Origin of the sequence: Massilia sp. Se16.2.3, assembly GCF_014171595.1 — a bacterium.
In the GTDB taxonomy this organism is placed as follows: Bacteria; Pseudomonadota; Gammaproteobacteria; order Burkholderiales; family Burkholderiaceae_D; genus Telluria.
Genome location: NZ_CP050451.1, coordinates 2,160,672 through 2,180,056 on the forward strand (window position 1 = coordinate 2,160,672; position 19,385 = coordinate 2,180,056).

Annotated in this window: 15 protein-coding genes and 2 pseudogenes; 9 read left to right on the forward strand and 8 right to left on the reverse strand. The window is 64.5% G+C overall.

Annotated elements, in window-relative coordinates:
• Nucleotides 1-94: 94 nt before the first annotated feature.
• From rluB to G4G31_RS09945, 8 genes and pseudogenes are all read left to right on the forward strand, one after another.
• Complete coding sequence (gene rluB, locus G4G31_RS09910; RefSeq protein WP_308622148.1) at nucleotides 95-1,669, forward strand: 23S rRNA pseudouridine(2605) synthase RluB; 1,575 nt, start codon at nucleotides 95-97, stop codon at nucleotides 1,667-1,669.
• Between the two features lie 534 nt (nucleotides 1,670-2,203).
• Entirely contained in the window at nucleotides 2,204-2,692 is a 489-nt protein-coding gene (rimP, locus tag G4G31_RS09915; protein ID WP_182991280.1) for a ribosome maturation factor RimP, read from the forward strand.
• Nucleotides 2,689-4,254 (forward strand): transcription termination factor NusA, encoded by a 1,566-nt coding sequence (nusA, locus tag G4G31_RS09920; protein ID WP_182991281.1) that lies wholly within the window; start codon nucleotides 2,689-2,691, stop codon nucleotides 4,252-4,254. Before rimP ends, nusA begins: the two co-directional genes overlap by 4 nt.
• A gap of 46 nt (nucleotides 4,255-4,300) precedes the next feature.
• Nucleotides 4,301-7,119: pseudogene (gene infB, locus G4G31_RS09925) on the forward strand (translation initiation factor IF-2).
• A gap of 301 nt (nucleotides 7,120-7,420) precedes the next feature.
• Nucleotides 7,421-7,879 (forward strand): 30S ribosome-binding factor RbfA, encoded by a 459-nt coding sequence (gene rbfA / locus G4G31_RS09930; protein WP_182991282.1) that lies wholly within the window; start codon nucleotides 7,421-7,423, stop codon nucleotides 7,877-7,879.
• The gene (gene truB / locus G4G31_RS09935) at nucleotides 7,876-8,793 is read left to right on the forward strand and encodes a tRNA pseudouridine(55) synthase TruB (protein WP_182991283.1); all 918 of its coding nucleotides are present in this window, start codon (nucleotides 7,876-7,878) and stop codon (nucleotides 8,791-8,793) included. Before rbfA ends, truB begins: the two co-directional genes overlap by 4 nt.
• A 232-nt stretch (nucleotides 8,794-9,025) precedes the next feature.
• On the forward strand, nucleotides 9,026-10,858 hold the full coding sequence (gene typA, locus G4G31_RS09940; protein ID WP_182991284.1) for a translational GTPase TypA: 1,833 nt from the start codon (nucleotides 9,026-9,028) through the stop codon (nucleotides 10,856-10,858).
• Nucleotides 10,859-11,126: 268 nt separating this feature from the next.
• Nucleotides 11,127-12,884, forward strand: coding sequence for an ABC transporter ATP-binding protein (locus G4G31_RS09945; RefSeq protein WP_182991285.1), 1,758 nt, complete (start codon nucleotides 11,127-11,129; stop codon nucleotides 12,882-12,884).
• Nucleotides 12,885-13,027: 143 nt separating this feature from the next.
• Here G4G31_RS09945 and G4G31_RS09950 read toward each other — a convergent pair whose 3' ends face one another.
• The gene (locus G4G31_RS09950) at nucleotides 13,028-13,504 is read right to left on the reverse strand and encodes a hypothetical protein (RefSeq protein ID WP_182991286.1); all 477 of its coding nucleotides are present in this window, start codon (nucleotides 13,502-13,504) and stop codon (nucleotides 13,028-13,030) included.
• A gap of 107 nt (nucleotides 13,505-13,611) precedes the next feature.
• Between G4G31_RS09950 and G4G31_RS09955 the strand changes: the two genes are divergently transcribed.
• Entirely contained in the window at nucleotides 13,612-13,821 is a 210-nt protein-coding gene (locus G4G31_RS09955) for a hypothetical protein (protein ID WP_182991287.1), read from the forward strand.
• 249 nt (nucleotides 13,822-14,070) lie between these two features.
• Here the strand turns inward: G4G31_RS09955 and flgL are convergent, their stop codons facing one another.
• The 7 genes and pseudogenes from flgL to flgG all read right to left on the reverse strand — a co-directional run bounded on the left by flgL (nucleotide 14,071) and on the right by flgG (nucleotide 19,359).
• Nucleotides 14,071-14,982, reverse strand: coding sequence for a flagellar hook-associated protein FlgL (flgL, locus tag G4G31_RS09960; RefSeq protein ID WP_182991288.1), 912 nt, complete (start codon nucleotides 14,980-14,982; stop codon nucleotides 14,071-14,073).
• 9 nt (nucleotides 14,983-14,991) lie between these two features.
• Nucleotides 14,992-15,561, reverse strand: coding sequence for a flagellar basal body rod C-terminal domain-containing protein (locus tag G4G31_RS25640; RefSeq protein WP_229425484.1), 570 nt, complete (start codon nucleotides 15,559-15,561; stop codon nucleotides 14,992-14,994).
• A 124-nt stretch (nucleotides 15,562-15,685) separates the two neighbouring features.
• Nucleotides 15,686-16,363 (reverse strand): annotated as a pseudogene (locus tag G4G31_RS29030) (flagellar hook-associated protein FlgK); the annotation flags it as partial.
• Nucleotides 16,364-16,427: 64 nt separating this feature from the next.
• A complete protein-coding gene (locus G4G31_RS09970) occupies nucleotides 16,428-16,781 on the reverse strand; it encodes a rod-binding protein (RefSeq protein WP_182991289.1) in 354 nt (117 codons plus the stop codon).
• Nucleotides 16,781-17,905 (reverse strand): flagellar basal body P-ring protein FlgI, encoded by a 1,125-nt coding sequence (locus tag G4G31_RS09975; protein WP_229425486.1) that lies wholly within the window; start codon nucleotides 17,903-17,905, stop codon nucleotides 16,781-16,783. The genes G4G31_RS09970 and G4G31_RS09975 overlap by 1 nt, the downstream gene beginning before the upstream one ends.
• A gap of 12 nt (nucleotides 17,906-17,917) precedes the next feature.
• The gene (gene flgH / locus G4G31_RS09980) at nucleotides 17,918-18,574 is read right to left on the reverse strand and encodes a flagellar basal body L-ring protein FlgH (protein WP_182991290.1); all 657 of its coding nucleotides are present in this window, start codon (nucleotides 18,572-18,574) and stop codon (nucleotides 17,918-17,920) included.
• Nucleotides 18,574-19,359, reverse strand: coding sequence for a flagellar basal-body rod protein FlgG (flgG, locus tag G4G31_RS09985; protein WP_182991291.1), 786 nt, complete (start codon nucleotides 19,357-19,359; stop codon nucleotides 18,574-18,576). Before flgG ends, flgH begins: the two co-directional genes overlap by 1 nt.
• Nucleotides 19,360-19,385 lie beyond the last annotated feature (26 nt).

Below are 19,385 nucleotides of genomic sequence, written 5' to 3' on the forward strand. Positions count from 1 at the left end.
GGCCCCGGCCACTGCGCCCGCAGCCGAGGCGGGTGAAGCCGGCGAGGCGCCGCGCCGGGATGCGAGCCAGCGCAAGCCGCGCGGCCCGCGCCAGATGCGCGAGCAGCGTGCCGGGCGCGAAGCGCGCCAGCCGCAGCCTGTGGCCGCAGCCGACGCTGTTGCCGAAGCGGCCCCCGAGTCGATCGAGGCAGCCGGCCAGCCGCAGGACGCGCGCCGCGAGCCGCGTCAGGGCAAGGGCACAGGGAAGAATCAGAAGGGTGGCCAGAAGAATGCTGCGGGTGCGGGCCAGCAGGGCCAGCAGGGCCAGCAGGGTAACCGCGGCCAACAGGGGCAGGCTGGCGGCAAGGCCGGCAAGGGCGGCGACCGGGCACAGAACGGCAAAACGCGGCCAGGCAAGGCGAACGACGCCGATGCCGTGTTCTCCTTTGTCACCTCCGATGCCTTCGATGCCAACGACGGCGGCCGGGGCCAGCAGAAGGCCAGGCCGGCCCGCCGCGACCTGACCGCGGACGACGACGCGCCCAAGCTGCACAAGGTGCTGGCCGAAGCCGGTCTCGGTTCGCGCCGCGACATGGAAGAACTGATAGTCGCCGGCCGCGTGTCGGTGAACGGCGAGCCGGCCCATATCGGCCAGCGCATCCTGCCGACCGATGCCGTGCGCATCAACGGCAAGCTGATCCAGCGCAAGGTGAACAACAACAAGCCGCCGCGCGTGCTGGTGTACCACAAGCCGGCCGGCGAGATCGTCAGCCATGACGATCCGGAAGGCCGCCCGTCGGTGTTCGACCGCCTGCCGACCATGAAGACCGGCAAATGGCTGGCCGTTGGCCGCCTCGACTTCAATACCGAGGGCCTGCTGCTGTTCACCACCTCGGGTGACCTGGCGAACCGCCTGATGCACCCGCGCTACAACATCGACCGCGAATACGCCGTGCGCACGCTGGGCGAGCTGGAAGAGGGCATGCGCCAGAAGCTGCTGGCCGGTGTCGATCTCGACGACGGCAAGGCGGCCTTCACCAAGATCGTCGATGGCGGTGGCGAAGGCATCAACAAGTGGTATCGCGTGGTCATCGGCGAAGGCCGCAACCGCGAAGTGCGCCGCATGTTCGAAGCGGTGGGCCTGACGGTGTCACGCCTGATCCGTACCCGCTATGGCGCGATGACGCTGCCTTCCGGCCTGAAGCGCGGCCGTTGGGAAGAGCTGGAAGAAAACGACGTGCGCAACTTCATGACGGCCTTCGGCATCGAGAAGAAGGGCGGCGACGCGGGCCAGGGCGCAGGCAAGGGCAAGGGCGCCAAGGGGCAGGGCAAGGGGCAGGATGATGCGCGCCGCTCCGACGGCAACCGCATCGACCGCGCCGACGCCAACCGCAACGTCGATCCATACGGCCCGCCGGTGGCACGCGTCGGTGCGCCGCCGCGTGCCGGTGCGGCGCCTGCCGGCCGTCCGACGGGCGGCAAGGGCCGTGGCGCCAATGCCGGCGGCTTCGGCGGCGCTGCATCCGGCCGTCCGGGTAGCGGTGGCAATGGCGGCAGCAGCCGTCCGCGCCAGCCCGATCCGCTGCAGACCACGTTCGGCTTTGCCGGCACCGGTGGCGGTGGACGTCGTGGCGGCCAGGGTCCGCGCGGTTCGGAGCATGGCCTGCCACGTCGCGGACGTCGGGGTTAAGCATCTGCCTTGGCTTCGCGTAGGGTGGGCACCTGTGCCCACGCGGTCACCCGGCGTGCACCGTCGCTGGTGCTCGAATGGATGACAGCGTGGGCATGAATGCCCACCCTACGTTTGTCGCGTTTGCTGCTTGAAGTTCGGAGAAGCAGCCTCATTTGGGATTGCCTGGCCACAGTGCGTGTCCGTGCTGATGACGGTTCCGCAGATCGAAGGGTGATGCCGCGTGGAGTCGGGACTCCACCCTACGGTTTCCGGGCCAGTTCAGTGGGTGTTGCCGGCTCTACCATGCTCCCCGCATACCTGCCACACCGTTGCCGCCATGCCATCGTGCGCGCCTGTTGTTTGCGCGTTTATATAATGGTATGGCGATTGCAGCATGCCCCGGAACAGGATATAATTTGCAGCCTAATCAAAGTTCTTCCCAATGTGTGTCTTGGTGCAAGTGCTTTCATCTGGTTGGGTTGTGAATACAAAAAGATGGGCAGATGCCCATTTTTTTTTTGGTAAAACGTTTTAAAGCCCTGGAGAAGTATCGTGCAGCAGTTTGATTTGATCGCCAGAACAGTCGGTGGCCTTGGCTACGACCTCGTCGATGTCGAACGAGGCGAGCGCGGGATCCTGCGCGTGTTTATCGATTTTCCGGCTGATGTTGCGGACGAAAAGGGGCCGATCACGGTCGAGGACTGCGCAAAGGTGAGTCACCAGTTGTCGCACGTGCTGACGGTGGAAAACGTCGATTACGAACGTTTGGAAATTTCGTCGCCCGGGCTCGACCGCCCGGTGCGTACCCTGGCCGATTTCGAGCGCTTCGCCGGCCACGAATGCACGGTGAAGCTGCGTGTCGCCATGCCTGGCAGCGCGAACCGGAAGACCTATACGGGCATCCTGGTTGCGCCGGAAGGCGACAAGATCGGGCTGGAATTTGAAAGTAAAGATGGGCCGGCGTTGTTGGAATTTACGCTGGCCGAATTGGACAAGGCACGTTTGGTGCCGCAGGTGGATTTTAGGAGTCGCAAAGCATGAGTCGCGAAATTTTGTTACTGGTTGATGCGCTCGCGCGCGAAAAAAACGTCGATAAGGAAGTGGTGTTCGGGGCGCTCGAGTTCGCCCTGGCCCAGGCCACCAAAAAGCGCTATGAAGGCGAGGTCGACATCCGCGTGAGCATTGACCGCGACAACGGCGAATTCGAAACCTTCCGCCGCTGGCACGTGGTGCCGGACGAGGCGGGCCTGCAGCTGCCTGACCAGGAAATCCTGCACTTCGAAGCCAAGGAACAGATTTCCGACATCGAAGTCGATGAGTACATCGAAGAGCCGGTGGAATCGGTCGACTTCGGCCGCCGCTTCGCCCAGGACACGAAACAGGTCGTGCTGCAGCGCGTGCGCGATGCCGAGCGCGAGCAGATCCTGCAGGATTTCCTCGAGCGTGGCGATTCGCTCGTCACCGGCACCATCAAGCGCATGGAACGCGGCGATGCGATCGTCGAGTCGGGCAAGATCGAAGCACGCCTGCCGCGCGACCAGATGATCCCGAAGGAAAACCTGCGTATCGGCGACCGCGTCCGTGCCTTCATCCTGCGCGTCGACCGCAACATGCGCGGCCCGCAGGTGATCCTGTCGCGTACGGCGCCGGAATTCATCATGAAGCTGTTCGAACTGGAAGTGCCGGAAATCGAGCAGGGCCTGCTGGAAATCAAATCGGCTGCCCGTGATGCCGGCGTGCGCGCCAAGATCGCCGTGTACACGGGTGACAAGCGCATCGACCCGATCGGTACCTGCGTCGGCATGCGCGGTTCGCGCGTGCAGGCCGTGACCGGCGAGCTCGGCGGCGAGCGCGTCGACATCGTGCTGTGGTCGGACGATCCGGCCCAGTTCGTCATCGGCGCGCTGGCGCCTGCAAACGTCTCGTCGATCATGGTCGACGAAGAAAAGCATGCGATGGACGTCGTCGTCGACGAAGAGAACCTGGCCATTGCGATCGGCCGTTCGGGCCAGAACGTGCGCCTGGCCTCGGAACTGACGGGCTGGAAGATCAACATCATGACGGCCGAGGAATCGGCCAACAAGGTGGCCCAGGAAACGGCGGCAATCCGTACGCTGTTCATGGAAAAGCTCGATGTCGACCAGGAAGTGGCGGACATCCTCGTCGAGGAAGGTTTCTCGAGCCTTGAAGAAATCGCGTACGTCCCGATTTCCGAAATGCTGGAAATCGAATCGTTCGACGAAGAAACCGTCAACGAACTGCGCACCCGTGCCCGCGACGCCCTGGTAACGGAAGCCATCGCTTCCGAAGAAGGCCTCGAAGGCATGGAAGAGGAACTGGTCACCCTCGAAGGCATGGACCGTACGACGGCCGGCAAGCTTGGCCTGGCCGGCATCAAGACGGTGGAAGCATTCGCGGGTCTCGCTTACGACGAATTCGGCGCCATCCTGGCCCTGTCGTCGGACCGTGCCCGTGAACTGATCAAGAACGAATTTAATGATGTGACCGACGATGAGATGAAGCTGGTCGACAGTAAATATGATGACCGCGCCAAGGCGCTGCAGGCGAAAGCCTGGAGCCTGGTGGAAACGGCAAAGGCATAATTTGCAAATCTTTATCATCTCCGCGACACATAGAAAAGAGGACTGAATGGCGAGTAACAACGTAGCCCAATTTGCCACCGAACTGAAGATGCCTGCAGATTTGCTGCTGACGCAGCTGCGTTCTGCCGGCGTCGAGAAAAGCTCGACGTCAGATCCCTTGTCAAAGGATGATAAGGACAAGCTGCTGAATCACCTGCGCCGTACCCACGGTGCCGGCGAAGGGACCGAGAAAAAGAAAATCACGGTCACCCGCAAGGAAACGAGCGAGATCAAGCAGGCTGACGCAAGCGGCAAATCGCGCACGATCCAGGTCGAAGTGCGCAAGAAGCGTACCTTCGTACAACGTGACGACGTCGTCACCACCCCGGCCGCCCCTGCGGCGCCGGTCGTCGACGCCGCTGAAGTGGCACGCCGCGAGGAAGAGGCACGCCGTCACGCCGAACTCGTCGCGCGCCGGGAAGCGGACCTGCGTGAAAAGCAGGAACGCCTGGCCAAGCTCGAATCCGAGCGTGCCGAGCAGGCCAAGGCTGCGGAAGAGCAGGCCAGGCGCGACGCCGCGGAAGTGGCCAAGCGCGACGCCGCTGCCGCTGCCGCCGCCAGTTCGGCCGCAGGCGAGCAGGCCAAGCAGGCCGCTGCCGACGAAGCCAAGGCGAAAGCCCGGGAAGCTGCCAAGGAAGCCGCCGAACGCGCTGCCGCCACCGAGCGTGCACGCAAGGCCGTGGCCGACGAAGTGGCCCAGATCAAGCTGATGATGGCGCAACCACGCCGCGTGATCAAGGCACCGGAACCGGTGCCTGCGCCCGTGGTCGCAAAGCCGGCCGCACCTGCCGGCACGCTGCACAAGCCTGCCGACAAGAAGCCGGCCGACGGTACCGCCGCCAAGCCGGGCGACAAGAAGCCGGGCGACAAGAAGTCGATCAAGTCGGCGAATGTCTCCTCGACCTGGTCGGACGACGCCAAGAAACGTGGCGCCCCGGGCGGTGCCAAGACCGTGGCGCCCCGAGCGCGCCAAGCGGACGCGACGGCTGGCGTGCCGGTGGCCGCAGCGGTGGCCGCCGTCATTCGAACGACGACCGCGAAACCAACTTCCAGGCGCCGACCGAGGCGATCGTCAAGGACGTCCACGTTCCCGAAACGATCACCGTGGCCGAACTCGCCCACAAGATGTCGGTGAAAGCGTCGGAAGTCATCAAGCAGCTGATGAAGCTGGGCCAGATGTGCACCATCAACCAGGTGCTGGACCAGGAAACGGCGATGATCGTGGTGGAAGAGATGGGCCATAAAGCCTTCGCTGCCGCCGAGGACGATCCGGAAGCGCTGCTGGCTGACCAGGGCGAGCACGCCGAGTTCGAGTCGACCTCGCGCGCACCGGTGGTCACCGTCATGGGTCACGTCGACCACGGCAAGACCTCGCTGCTGGACTACATCCGCCGTGCGAAAGTGGCAGCTGGCGAAGCCGGCGGCATTACCCAGCACATCGGTGCATACCACGTGGATACCCCGCGCGGCATGATCACCTTCCTCGACACCCCGGGTCACGAGGCGTTCACCGCCATGCGTGCACGTGGTGCCAAGGCAACCGACATCGTCATTCTGGTGGTGGCGGCGGACGACGGCGTGATGCCGCAAACGAAAGAGGCAATTGCTCACGCAAAAGCCGCTGGCGTGCCGCTGGTTGTCGCGATCAACAAGATCGACAAGCCGGGTGCGAACACCGACCGCGTGACCCAGGAACTGGTCGCCGAAGGCGTGGTGCCGGAAGAATACGGTGGCGATTCGCCATTCGTGCCGGTGTCGGCCAAGATCGGTACCGGTATCGACGACCTGCTCGAGCAAGTGCTGCTGCAGGCCGAAGTGCTGGAACTGAAAGCACCGGTCGGCGCCCCGGCCCGTGGCCTGGTCGTCGAGTCCCGCCTGGACAAGGGCCGTGGCCCGGTCGCGACGATCCTGGTGCAATCGGGTACCCTGCGCCGCGGCGACGTGGTGCTGGCTGGTTCCGCTTATGGCCGCGTTCGTGCAATGCTCGACGAAAACGGCAAGGCGATTGCCACCGCCGGTCCATCGATCCCGGTCGAGATCCAGGGCCTGACCGAAGTGCCGGCTGCCGGCGAAGAAGTCATGGTCATGGCCGACGAGCGCAAGGCGCGTGAAATCGGTCTGTTCCGTCAAGGTAAGTTCCGCGACGTGAAACTGGCCAAGCAGCAGGCGGCGAAGCTGGAAAACATGTTCGACCAGATGGGCGAGGGCGAGGTGAAGAACCTGCCTTTGATCATCAAGACGGACGTGCAGGGTTCGCAGGAAGCACTGGTCGGTTCGTTGCAGAAGCTGTCGACCTCGGAAGTGCGCGTGCAGGTCGTCCATGCAGCGGTCGGCGGCATCACCGAGTCGGACGTCAACCTGGCAACCGCCTCGAAGGCAGTCATCATCGGCTTCAACGCCCGTGCCGACGCCCAGGCGCGCAAGGTGGCCGAAGCCAATGGCGTGGATATTCGTTACTACAGCATCATTTACGATGCGATCGACGAAATCCGCACGGCACTGTCGGGCATGCTGGCACCGGAGAAGCGCGAGACCATCACCGGTCAGGTCGAGATTCGCCAGGTCATCCTGGTCTCGAAAGTCGGCGCGATTGCCGGCTGCCTGGTCACCGATGGCGTCGTTCGCCGTTCGTCCTCGGTTCGCCTGCTGCGCAACAACATCGTCATCTGGACCGGCGAGATCGACTCGCTCAAGCGCTTCAAGGACGATGCGAAGGAAGTGCGCGCCGGTCTCGAGTGCGGCCTGTCGCTGAAGAACATGAACGAAATCCAGGTCGGCGACGTGCTGGAAGTGTTCGAAGTGACCGAAGTGGCGCGTACGCTGTAATTCGCGTCGCGGCCTAGAAAGCGCCATCTGCCGGGCCCAGCCCAGCCGATGGCGTTTTTTTTGTAGGGTAGGCGGGTTCCCCGCCTATGCGTTCACACAAGGCCTGACATGTCTGCGCGGATGATCTTGGCACCGTTTAAACAACGGTTCACATACCTGTGCCTGTGATCTCGCCCGGATTGAACGCGTGGGCGGGAAACCCGCCCACCCTACGGTCCTCCGCTTTACCGAATGGCTGTTCGTGGCGCCGGCCACCACCCGATAGATGTACCATCGTTAGAAAAAAAGCTTACATATCACCATGGCAAAACACAGCAAAACCATTCCCCAGCGCGGCCTGCGCGTGGCCGACCAGATCCAGAAGGACTTGTCGGAACTGATCGCCTTCGAACTGAAGGATCCGCGCGTCGGCATGGTGACGCTCACCGAAGTGCAGCTCACGCCCGACTACGCGCACGCCAAGATCTACTTCACCCTGCTCAAAGACAGCAAGGAAGAGGTCAAGCAGACCCTCGAAGGTTTGTCGAAAGCGGCGGGCTACCTGCGCAACATGCTGGGCAAGCGCCTGCACATCCACACGCTGCCCCAGCTGCACTTCGTGCACGACACCTCCACTTCGCGCGGCCTGCAGATGTCGGCCCTGATCGACCAGGCGAACGCCGTGCGCGCGGCCGATTTCGAGGCGGATGAAGCGGGCGCAGGCGGAAGCGCGAAGGAGAACGTCGACACGGACGCAGCCGCCAAGGCGAAATCAGAGTGAACGCTCGCCCGCCCAGAAAGCCGCGCGACCTCGTCGACGGCGTGCTCCTGCTCGACAAGCCGGTGGGCCTGTCCTCGAACGATGCGCTCATCAAGGCCAAGCGCGTGATGAACGCGAAGAAGGCAGGGCATACCGGCACGCTGGACCCGTTTGCCACCGGCCTGTTGCCGCTGTGCTTTGGCGAGGCGACCAAGTTCTCGCAAGACCTGCTGGAAGCGGACAAGACCTACGAGGCCACGGTCCACCTCGGCATCATGACGAACACGGGCGACACCGAAGGCGAAGCCATCGAGACGCGCGAGGTCGAGGTGACGGTCGAGCAGATCGAGGCGGCGCTGGCACGCTTTCGCGGTCCCATCCTGCAGGTGCCGCCGATGTACTCGGCCCTGAAGCGCGACGGCAAGGCCTATTACGAATACGCCCGCGAAGGCATCACGCTCGAACGCGAAGCACGGCCGGTCACCATCCACGGCCTCGAGCTGATCGATTACGCGGCGCCGATGCTGAAGATCCGCGTTACCTGCAGCAAGGGGACCTATGTGCGCGTGCTGGGCGAAGACATCGGCGCGGCCCTCGGTTGCGGTGCGCACCTGAACGCGCTGCGCCGCATCCAGGTTGGCGCGCTGACCACGGAGCGCATGATCACGCTGGAAGAGCTGCAGGCGCATGCCGCTCCGCTATCGCTGCTGGCACCGGTGGACGCCTTGCTGTCCACCTTCCCGTCGGTGGAGCTGAGCCCGGAACTGGCGAAGCGCTTCCTGAACGGCCAGCGCCTGGCGCTGGGCAAGGAAGCAGTACAGGTGCCTGCCGAGCTCGGCCGCGTGCGCGTGTACGCCGACGGAAAACTGCTGGGCACGGCGAACTTGCAGGAATATGCCATCCTGGCGCCGGAACGGCTGATCGCCGCTTCGTAGGGTAGGGCCGCCCAGGCCCTACCCTGCGTCCTGCTGCAAACGTTCCGAAGACCCTGGTCAAAAACCGCCGAAACCGGCACAAAACCGTTAGAAGCTCAGCAAGCCATTGAAAATGCGGGCCTTTTCCATAAAAGCGCGCATTAACCTGCTATACTAGTCGGTTTCCGAAATTGGCAGCATCGGACACATCCGCGAGTTCATCCGCACATCACGCAAATCACGCTGAAAATACATGTCAAATACCAAACGCGCAATTCGTAATATTGCAATCATCGCCCACGTTGACCACGGCAAGACCACCCTGGTCGACCAGCTGCTCCGTCAGTCGGGAACCTTCCGTGAAAACCAGGCGGTGGATACCCGCGTGATGGACTCGAACGACCTCGAAAAAGAACGCGGCATTACGATTCTGTCGAAGAATTGCGCGGTCGAGTACGAAGGCACCCACATCAACATCGTCGATACCCCCGGCCACGCCGACTTCGGCGGTGAGGTCGAGCGCGTGCTGTCGATGGTCGACTCGGTGCTGCTGCTGGTCGATGCGCAGGAAGGCCCGATGCCGCAGACCCGTTTCGTGACCCGCAAGGCGCTGGCCCTGGGCCTGAAGCCCATCGTCGTCGTCAACAAGGTCGACCGTCCGGGCGCGCGCGCCGACTGGGCCATCAACCAGACCTTCGAACTGTTCGACAAGCTCGGCGCCAACGACGAGCAGCTGGACTTCCCGATCGTCTACGCCTCGGGCCTGAACGGCTACGCCGGCCTGACCGAAGACGTGCGCGACGGCGACATGAAGCCGCTGTTCGACGCCATCCTGCAACACGTGCCGGTCCGTGACGACAATCCGGAAGGCCCGCTGCAGATGCAGATCACCTCGCTGGACTACTCGTCCTACGTCGGCAAGATCGGCATTGGCCGCGTCAACCGCGGTACCGTCAAGACCGGCCAGGACGTCATCGTCATGAACGGCCCGGACGGCACCCCGATCAAGGGCCGCATCAACCAGGTGCTGAACTTCAAGGGCCTGGAGCGCGTGCTGGTCGACTCGGCCGTCGCCGGCGACATCTGCCTGATCAACGGTATCGAAGAAATCGGCATCGGTTCGACCATCTGCGCACCGGACACCCCGGAAGCGCTGCCGATGCTGACTGTCGACGAACCGACCCTGACCATGAACTTCATGGTCAACAACTCGCCGCTGGCCGGCCGCGAAGGCAAGTTCGTCACCAGCCGCCAGCTGCGCGAACGCCTCGAGCGCGAACTGAAAGCCAACGTCGCGCTGCGTGTCTCGCCGACCGACGACGACACCACCTTCGAAGTCTCGGGCCGCGGCGAGCTGCACCTGACGATTTTGCTGGAAAACATGCGTCGCGAAGGCTTCGAGCTGGCCGTGTCGCGTCCGCGCGTGGTCTACAAGATGGTCGATGGCGTGCGCCATGAGCCGTACGAAAACCTGACCGTCGACGTCGAGGAAGTCAACCAGGGCGGCGTGATGGAAGAACTGGGCCGCCGCCGTGGCGACCTGCAGAACATGGAATCGGACGGCAAGGGCCGCGTGCGCCTCGAATACCTGATCCCGGCCCGTGGCCTGATCGGCTTCCAGGGCGAGTTCATGACCCTGACCCGCGGCACCGGCCTGATGAGCCACGTGTTCCACGAGTACGCACCGGTGGACAACAGCCGTGGCGAAATGGCCGGCCGTCGCAACGGCGTGCTGATCTCGCAGGATGACGGCGCCGCCGTTGCCTACGCGATCTGGAAGCTGCAGGACCGCGGCCGCATGTTCGTGTCGCACAACGACCCGGTGTACGAAGGCATGATCATCGGCATCCACTCGCGCGACAACGACCTGGTCGTCAACCCGATCAAGGGCAAGCAGCTGACCAACGTGCGCTCGTCGGGTACCGACGAAGCCGTGCGCCTGGTGCCGCCGATCCAGATGTCGCTGGAATACGCCGTCGAGTTCATCGAGGACGACGAACTGGTCGAGATCACGCCGAAGTCGATCCGCCTGCGCAAGCGTTACCTGAAAGAGCACGAGCGCAAGAAGGCTTCGCGCGAAGCGTAATGCACTGCGGGATGTTACGTCCCGCGTGTTGAAAAGCCGCTGTCACCGCATGCGAATGCGGGGCAGCGGTTTTTTTATGTTAGCGGCGGTGCACTGTAGGGTGGGCTTCGCATTGAAGCCCTCGGCTTCAATGCCCCACGCGGTAGAGCGTTCATGCACCCCCAGCAGCATTTTGACGTAGCGGTATGCATGAGTACAACCGCGTGGGCACGGAGTGCCCGCCCTACGACGTGTGCGCCGTTCTGGCCGAGCTTGCTAAGATTGGCTCATGCGTATCCTCTGGACTTACCTGAAACCCCACTGGCGCCTTGGCCTGCTGGCCCTGCTGTTTGCCGGCCTGGCCCAGGTGCTGGCCCTGGTCGACCCGATCATCTTCGGCACCATCATCGATCATGTAACGAAGCCGCACGCGGCCCAGGCCGATCTGATGGCGCCGGTGATGCGCCTGCTCGGCCTGGCCGTGCTGGTGGCCGTGCTGTCGCGCCTGGCGAAGGCCTTGCAGGAATACGTGACGCGCCTGGTGGTGCAAAAGCTGGGCGTGGCCATCTTCAACGACGGCCTGCGGCATTTGCTGCGCCTGCGCTTCCAGGAGTTCGAGGACCTGCGCAGCGGCGAGATGTTGTCGCTGCTGCAGAAGGTGAGGGCGGATAGCGAGCGCCTCATCAACACGTTTATTAACACGGCGTTTGCCGCGCTGGTGGGGGTGAGTTTTCTCGCCTGGTATGCGGTGACGAAGCACTGGCTGCTGGTACCGGTATTCCTGGTCGGGGTATTGGTGCTGGGCGGGCTGACGGGGCTGCTCAGCCGCGAGATCAAGACCCAGCAGCGCTCGATCGTGCGCGAAACGAACCGCAATTCCGGCTTCATCAGCGAGTCCTTGCGCAATATCGAGCTCATTAAAAGCCTGGGCCTGACTTTTCCCGAAATCCGCCGCCTGCGCAGCCAGACCGACGCCATCTTCGCGCTCGAGATGGAAAAGGTGAAGCGGGTGCGGCTGCTGTCCTTCCTGCAGGGCTCGACGCTGTCGCTGTTGAAGCTCGCGATCCTGTTTGCGCTCCTGTGGCTGATTTTTCGCGACGTGCTGTCCACCGGAGAGCTGATCGCGATGCAGTTCATCTCCGTGTCGATCTTCGCGCCGCTGCAGGAGCTGGGCAACATCATCCTGGCGCACCGCGAAGCCGAGGCCTCGCTGCTGAACCTCAAGACGCTGATGGACAAGCCGGTCGAGCGGCGCCCGCCCGACCCGGTGGAGATCGGGCCGCTCACCGAACTGCGCTTCGCGGACGTGCGCTTTCGCCACAAGGGGGCGCCTGAGGACGCGCTGCAGGGCGTGTCTTTCGAGGCAAAGCTCGGCCAGACGATTGCCTTTGTCGGGCCCTCGGGCTCAGGCAAGTCGACGCTGGTCAAGCTGCTGGTCGGCCTGTACACGCCAAACGGCGGGCAGGTTTCGTACAACGGCGTACCGACGACTGACCTGCGTTTCAACCGCGTGCGTCGCCAGATCGGCTTTGTTACCCAGGAAACCTATCTGTTTGCGGGCACCATCCGCGACAACATCCGCTTTGTACAGCCCGAGGCCAGCGACGGGGAGATCGTGGCGGCGATGCGCCAGGCTGCCTGCGCTTACCTGCTGGAGCGTTCGCCCGAGGGGCTCGATACCGTGATAGGCGAGCGCGGCATGAAGCTGTCGGGCGGGGAAAAGCAGCGGCTGTCGATCGCACGGGCGCTGGTGCGGCAGCCGGCGCTGCTGATTTTCGACGAAGCGACCTCGGCGCTCGATTCGATTACCGAGGAGCAGATCACGAACACGGTGAGGGAGATATCGCGGCGGGCGGCGCAGGTGACGATCCTGATCGCGCACCGCCTGTCGACGGTGATGCATGCGGACACGATCTACGTTCTGGAGAAGGGGCAGATCGTCGAGAGCGGGTCGCACGCGGCGCTGCTGGAGGGGAGGGGCTTGTATTACGCGATGTGGCGCCAGCAGATCGGGGAGCGGCCGGGAGCTCCCACAGGAACCATGTAAATGTCGGGGGCGACGCCCACCCTACGGTGCGTGGTATTTCCATAGGCGGGACTTCGGTAGCAAAGCGTGCGCCGATGTTCCCGTAGGGTGGGCTCCGCCCACGCGGTCTCACCGCCAGAACAGCGGCGACGGGGTGGGGACCGCTAACGCATCCCCAGCAAGGCCAGCACCCGCTCGCGGCTCACGCCCACCAGGGCCGAGGTAATCGCCAGCAGCGACTCGTAATCGTGGCTGGCGGCCGTCGCGGCGAAATCCTGGGCCGTGATGGCCGGGGCCTCCGGACTGATCTCCGGCTCGACGGCGCGCAGGCTGGCTGCGCTGAGGGCGGCGCTGGCGGCGGCTTGCGAGCGGCGCACCCGTTCGAGCGCCTGCACCACGTCGCGCAGGTTCTGGCGCAGAGCCTCGGCATTGCCCTTGTTCAGATCCTGCAACTGCAGGTCAGGCGCGACGGCTTCCGTGCCGACACGACCGCGTCCGGAAATGGCGATGCTGTCGCGCACGGCCGGCCAGTTTGCTTCGGCGGTGGAAAATTCGATACGGCCATCGCGGCCCAGGCCTGCGCGCACGTTCAGCGGTGCCAGCGTGCGGTCCAGGCGCGCAGCGATCTGTTCGGCGCTCATCTCGGGCTCGAAGCTGGCCGACAGTTGCGGGCCGCCGGCGCCGCCGATCGAGAACGACAGCGACAGGGGGCGCGGCCGCCTGCAGGCTGGCCGCGTCCAGGCCGCCGATGCGGAAACGCTGCTGTGCCGGTGCGCCGATCGAAAAGTCGAGCGCCGCGTCGACCGAGCCGCCGGCCTGGCTGGCGCGGGCGGCGAGCGTCGCGCTGAGCTGGCGTGCGCGTGCTTCGAGGTCGCGCGCGCCGCTCTTCATGCCGGCGATCCTGGCGCTCAGGGCCGCCTTGACCGATTCGAGCTGGCTGGCGACGCGATCGAGGTAGTCGCGGGCTTGCTGGGCACTGGCGACGTCGCCCTGCAGGCGGGTATCGAAATGGGGCTGGCTGCGGCGTGCGGGGGGCATGCGCGACCAGGCGTTCGGCCGCCTGGAGGGCCGCGGTTTCGGTGGCGTCAGGGACCGGCTGGGCAGGAACAGGCGCCGGCGCGGCTTGGGTTCCGATGCGGCTGCCGGTCGTCGTGGCGCTATTGAGCGCCGGGCTGGTGACGGTGGGACGAAGCGAAGTTTCCATCGATTACAGGGCAGAGAACAGGGACAGCGATCCGATCCGGCCATAGGCCTTGTAGGTCGACTGCAGGGCGGTCGAGTAGCCGTTGAGTTCGGTGGCAGCCACGCCCATGTCCAGTTGGCCGATGTCGGTAATCGCCATCTGGTTCGACAGGCTGACGTTGCTGTGGTTGGCCGCCAGGGTGTCGAGGATGTTCTGCTTGCCGCCGAGGACTGCGATTTTACCGGAAACCAGGTCGAGCGCGTCGTCGAAGCCGTCGAGGTTGGCCTGGAGTGTCGCGCGGGTGGCCGGGTCATTGACGTCCAGGTTGCCGCTGCCGAGCGAGGCGATCGTCGCATCCATGCGGTTGAGCAGCTGTTCGATGCCCTTCAGGTTATCGTTGGCCGCCTGGGTCAGGCCGTTGCCGACGACCACGCGCTGTTCGTTCGTATTGCCGCCAAAGGTGTAACGCGCGCCGGGCGCGGCGCTGGCATCGTAGACCATGGCCGGGGTCGAGGTCATCGTGCCCGAAAACACGTAGCGGCCTTCCTGGTCGACGGTATTCGCGCTGTAGTACAGGCTGTCGCGCAGCGCTTCGAGCGGATTGATCATCGCTTTCAGGTCGTCCGGCGTATTGCCGCCGTCGAGCGCCCAGACGATCTGGTCGCGGCCGGAAGTGATGTCGTTGACCATGTTGCCGAGGTAGCCTTCGGTCTTGGTCAGGCGAATCTTGATCGAGGCGATGTTGTCGCGGTACTGGCCGATGGCCGCTTCCTCGCGCTGCAGGCGCGACAGGCGGACGCTGTCGACCGGATCGTCCGAGGGCACGAGGATGCGCTTGCCCGTGGCCATCTGTTCGGTCAGCTTGCTGATGCGCTCCTGGTTCAGCTGGAGCGATTTGTTCATGTTCGACTGGTACTGGGCGGTGGCGATGCGCATGATGCTTCCTTAACCCATCATCGCCAGCGTGGCGTCGAACAGGGCGTTAGCGACCGACATGACTTTCATGTTGGCCTGGTACATGTTCTGGTATTCGACGAGGTTGACGGCCTCTTCGTCCTGGTTGACGCCGCTCGTGGTCTGCCAGTCGTCCACCGCGTGGGTACGCATGGTCTGGGCAGTCACGAGGTCGGCCTGGTTCTGCTGGCTGAGCACGCCCAGCTTGCCGACCAATTGGGTGTCCGCGTCGGAGAGCAGCACGGTGCCGAGGCCCGTCACGTTGATCGTCTGGCTGTTGATCTGCACCAGTTTCTGCAGGTTGCCGGTGTCGCCTTCGGTACCGTCGCTCGAAAACGCGAGGCCTGTGGGCTCGAGGCCGGCGGTCACTTGCAGCATGTTGGTGGTGCCAGGCGTGAACACGAACAGGGGTTTGCCCGGCGTGCCGTCCATGGCAAAGCCGGCCGCCATTTGGGTGTTGACCTTCTCGGCCAGCTGGCGCGCGACGTCGGCCACGCCTTGCTGCATCGGCCGCAGGGTGTCCTTTTCGTAGACGGTCAGGCCGCCCAGCTGGCCGCCCAAGCGGGTGGCGTCGAGCGCGAAGGTGGTCGAGGCGAACTCCAGCGTGAAGCCCCTGGTCGACGATGCCGCCGGTGGCGTGCAGCTTGCCGGCGACGCTGCCGATCACCAGCGCCTGGCCGGTTTTCAGCGAGATGTCGCGCACGCCGCCCGGCTGCTCGGACACTTCCAGCGCCACCTGGCCAGCCAGTTCGTCGATTGCCAGGTCGCGCGCGTCGATCAGGCTCGAGGTCGGCGCGCCGACGGCGTTCGCTTGCGAGATGCGCGTGTTCAGCGCGGCGATCTTGTCGATGTTGGCATTGGCCGAGTCGACGATGGCGCTGCGCTGCTGGCTGACCGATTGCAGCTGGGCGTTGAAGACGTTGTTCAGGCTATTGAAGCGCTGGGCCAGCAGGCTCGAGGAGGTAAGCACCTGCTGGCGCAGCGGGGTCGAGGTGGCGTTGTCGCCGGCAACCGCGTTGAGCGAGGCGAAGAAACCGTCGACCGCCACCGACAGGCTGGCGCTATCGTCGCCCATCACGCGCTCGAGCTGGGTCAGGTAAGGCTGGGTCTGCGAAAACTGGCCGGTCTCGGCATTCGCGCGCCACATCTGCTGGCTTTTATAACCATCGGAAAAACGGATCAGCGAGCTGACCTGCACACCATTGCCCACGGCCTTGCCGCTGGCATCGGCACCCACGGCCGACAGCATCGCCGCCTGGCGGGTGTAGCCCTTGGTCTGCAGGTTGGCGATGTTCTGGCTCGTTGCCGACAGCGCCAGCTGCGAAGCCAGCGCGCCCGACAGCGCGTTGTTCATGATGGTCATGGCGGAGGTCTTTCTGGAGAATCAGGGGTCTACCTGTAAATAGGCGACCGACTGCTTCAGATTATTAAGTGTTGCCGGGGGTATTTGTTTTCGGCACGAGCTGGCGCAGGATGGCATCGGCCACGCCGAAGGCGCGCTGGCCGGCCATCTGCTTCGAGAGGATGCCATCGGCCATGTCCTGCATGTCCTGGTTGACGCGGTCCTTGAAGACGCTGTCCTCGTCGGCCATTTCGCGCGTGGTCGCGCGCATGTCCTTGAGCATCTGCGAAATGAAGAAGCTTTCGAATTCGACCGCGGCCTTGGTGGCTTTCGCCAGGTAGACCGGATCGGGCGCGCCCTCGGCGGCCGGGGCGACGGCCTCGGTGTTGAGCACGCCGGCGCGCGGCAGCTGCGGATTGAGCTTGTTTTCAAACTGCATCAGATCACCACCAGTTCGCCTTCGATGGCGCCGGCCTGGTCGAGTGCCTGCAGGATGGCCATGATGTCGTCCGGCGAAGCGCCGAGGCTGTTGACCACGTCGATGATGGTCTGCAGCTTCGCGCCCGGTGGCCACTTGAACATCTGGCCCGAACCCTGGTCCACCGACACCTGCGACTGCGGCGTGACCGCGGTCTGGCCGCGCGAGAACGGGCCCGGCTGGCTGACCTTCGCGCTTTCGGAAATCACGACTTTCAGCGAACCATGGGTGACGGCGGCCGACTTCACGCGCAGGCCGTCGGCGATGACGACGGTGCCGGTGCGCGAGTTGAACACGACCTTCGGCACTTCCACGCCCGATTCCACCGACAGGTTCGACAGCTTGGCCACGAATGCCACGCGCGCGGTCGGGTCGCTTGGTGCCACGACCTCGACGCTGGTACCGTCGGCGGTGGTGGCGACCTGGCCAAACTTTCGGTTGATCGCTTCGACGACGTTGGTGGCCGTTTCGAAATGCGGGTGGCGCAGGCGCAGCAGCACTTGCGGGCGGGTGGCGAAATCGGTGGCGATTTCGCGTTCGATCATGGCGCCGTTCGGGACGCGGCCGGTGGTCGGGGTGTTCACCGTCACCGAGGAGCCGCTCTTGCCGGAGGCCGACAGGCCGCCGACGACCAGGTTGCCCGGGCCAGCGCATAGACTTCGTTGTCGGCCGCGCGCAGTTGCGTCAGCAGCAGGGTGCCGCCGCGCAGGCTTTTTCGCGTCGCCCAGCGAGGACACCGTGATGTCGATCGCCTGGCCGCGGCGGTAGCCCGGCGGGAACACGGCCGAGACCATGACGGCCGCGACGTTCTTGTTCTTCGCGTCTTGCCCTTCCGGCAGCTTGACGCCGAATTGCTTGAGCATGTTCAGCACCGACTGGCTGGCGAACTTCACCTGGGTCGAGTCGCCCGAGCCATTCAGGCCGACGACGAGGCCATAGCCGACCAGGGGATTCTCGCGCACGCCCTCGATACTGACCAGATTGCGCAGCGCCTGGGCGGCCTGCGCGGGCACGGCCGCGCTCAGGGCGAGCGCGGCGGCGAACATGATACGGCTGAGGAGGGCAAGACGGCGAAACTGAATCATGTCATTCCTGGGTTAAAACGGCATCAAGGGACCCGTGAAGAAGCGGGTCAACCATCCGGCGGAGTTGGCATCGGCCAGCACGCCTTTCGCCGAATACGCGATGCGGGCATTGGCCACGCGCAGCGACGACACCTGGTTCTCGGCATCGACATCGGCGGCGCGCACATAGCCCTTCAGGCGGACGAATTCCTCGCCCTGGTTCAGGGTCATGTTCTTTTCGCCGGCCACGCGCAACAGGCCGTTGGGCAGCACTTCCTGCACGATCACGGTCAGGGCGCCGGACAGGGCGTTCTGCTGGGTGCTGGTCGAGTCGCCCGAGAAGCTGCGATCAGCCGAGATGTCGACCCCGGTCTTGCCGAAGGTCTTGCCCAGCACGCCCAGCGGCGTCACGCCGACCGAGGAGCCCTTGCTGAAGCTGGTCCCGGCGCGCTTGCTGGCCTGGGTGGTCTCCTGCAGGATCACGGTGACGACGTCGCCGACGCGGTAGGCACGCGCATCCGAGGTCAGCGACAGCGCGTCGCTGCTGAACACGCCGCCGGATACGCCACGCGAAGCGGTTGGTGCGACCGGCACCGGTGCTTCGTCGACTGCCGCCACTTTCGGCGCGGTCGACGCACAACCGGCAAGCAGAAGGGCAAGGACGGTTGCCGCGATGCTCGCACCCTTCATCAGCGCGCCGCCTGTGCCAGGTACTGCAGCATGTTGTCGGCGGCGGACAGCACCTTGGTATTCATCTCGTAGGTACGCTGGGCAGCGATCATGTCGACCATTTCTTCGACGACCTGCACGTTCGAGCCTTCGAGCGCACCCTGTTTCAGTTTGCCGAGGGCGCCATCGCCCGGACGGCCTTCGGTTGGCGCGCCGCTGGCGGCCGTTTCCGAGAACAGGTTTTCGCCGAGAGCCAGCAGGCCGGTCGGGTTGACGAAGCCGGTGAGCGTCAGCGCGCCGAGTTCAGTCGGTGCGGCCTGGCCGGGAATCGTGGCCGAGACGGTGCCGTTTTCGGCAATGGTGATCGCGGTGGCGTTGTTCGGGACGGTGATCTGCGGCACCAGCGGCAGGCCCCGGGCATTGACCAGGGTACCGTTGGCGTCGAGCTGCAGCTGGCCGGCGCGGGTGAAGGCGGCATCGCCGTTCGGGCGGCGCACCTGCAGGAAGCCGTTGCCGGAAATGGCGACGTCGAGCTGCTGGCTGGTCGTTTGCAGGCTGCCGTTGGTGAACACCTTCTGGGTGCCGACCAGGCGCGTGCCGTTACCGAGCTGGACGCCGTTCGAGACCGTGTTGTCGGCACTCTGCGCACCCGGTTGCGTATCGACCTGGTAGTGCAGGTCTTCGAAGACGACGCGGTCGCGCTTGAAGCCGACGGTGTTGACGTTGGCCAGGTTGTTGGCGATCGCCTGCAGCTTGGCGTCTTGCGCCTGCACGCCGGTCTTGCTGATCCACATTGCTGGATTCATGAACTTCTCCTTGTATTTCCAAACGC

What these genes read in the sequence shown, in the direction of transcription:
- rluB (WP_308622148.1), top strand. Translation starts at nt 95, where the DNA reads ATGCGCGAGCAGCGTGCCGGGCGCGAAGCGCGCCAGCCGCAGCCTGTG.
- nusA (WP_182991281.1), top strand. Translation starts at nt 2,689, where the DNA reads ATGAGTCGCGAAATTTTGTTACTGGTTGATGCGCTCGCGCGCGAAAAA.
- rbfA (WP_182991282.1), top strand. Translation starts at nt 7,421, where the DNA reads ATGGCAAAACACAGCAAAACCATTCCCCAGCGCGGCCTGCGCGTGGCC.
- typA (WP_182991284.1), top strand. Translation starts at nt 9,026, where the DNA reads ATGTCAAATACCAAACGCGCAATTCGTAATATTGCAATCATCGCCCAC.
- G4G31_RS09945 (WP_182991285.1), top strand. Translation starts at nt 11,127, where the DNA reads ATGCGTATCCTCTGGACTTACCTGAAACCCCACTGGCGCCTTGGCCTG.
- G4G31_RS09950 (WP_182991286.1), bottom strand. Translation starts at nt 13,504, where the DNA reads ATGAGCGCCGAACAGATCGCTGCGCGCCTGGACCGCACGCTGGCACCG.
- G4G31_RS09955 (WP_182991287.1), top strand. Translation starts at nt 13,612, where the DNA reads ATGCGGAAACGCTGCTGTGCCGGTGCGCCGATCGAAAAGTCGAGCGCC.
- flgL (WP_182991288.1), bottom strand. Translation starts at nt 14,982, where the DNA reads ATGCGCATCGCCACCGCCCAGTACCAGTCGAACATGAACAAATCGCTC.
- G4G31_RS09970 (WP_182991289.1), bottom strand. Translation starts at nt 16,781, where the DNA reads ATGCAGTTTGAAAACAAGCTCAATCCGCAGCTGCCGCGCGCCGGCGTG.
- G4G31_RS09975 (WP_229425486.1), bottom strand. Translation starts at nt 17,905, where the DNA reads ATGATTCAGTTTCGCCGTCTTGCCCTCCTCAGCCGTATCATGTTCGCC.
- flgH (WP_182991290.1), bottom strand. Translation starts at nt 18,574, where the DNA reads ATGAAGGGTGCGAGCATCGCGGCAACCGTCCTTGCCCTTCTGCTTGCC.
- flgG (WP_182991291.1), bottom strand. Translation starts at nt 19,359, where the DNA reads ATGAATCCAGCAATGTGGATCAGCAAGACCGGCGTGCAGGCGCAAGAC.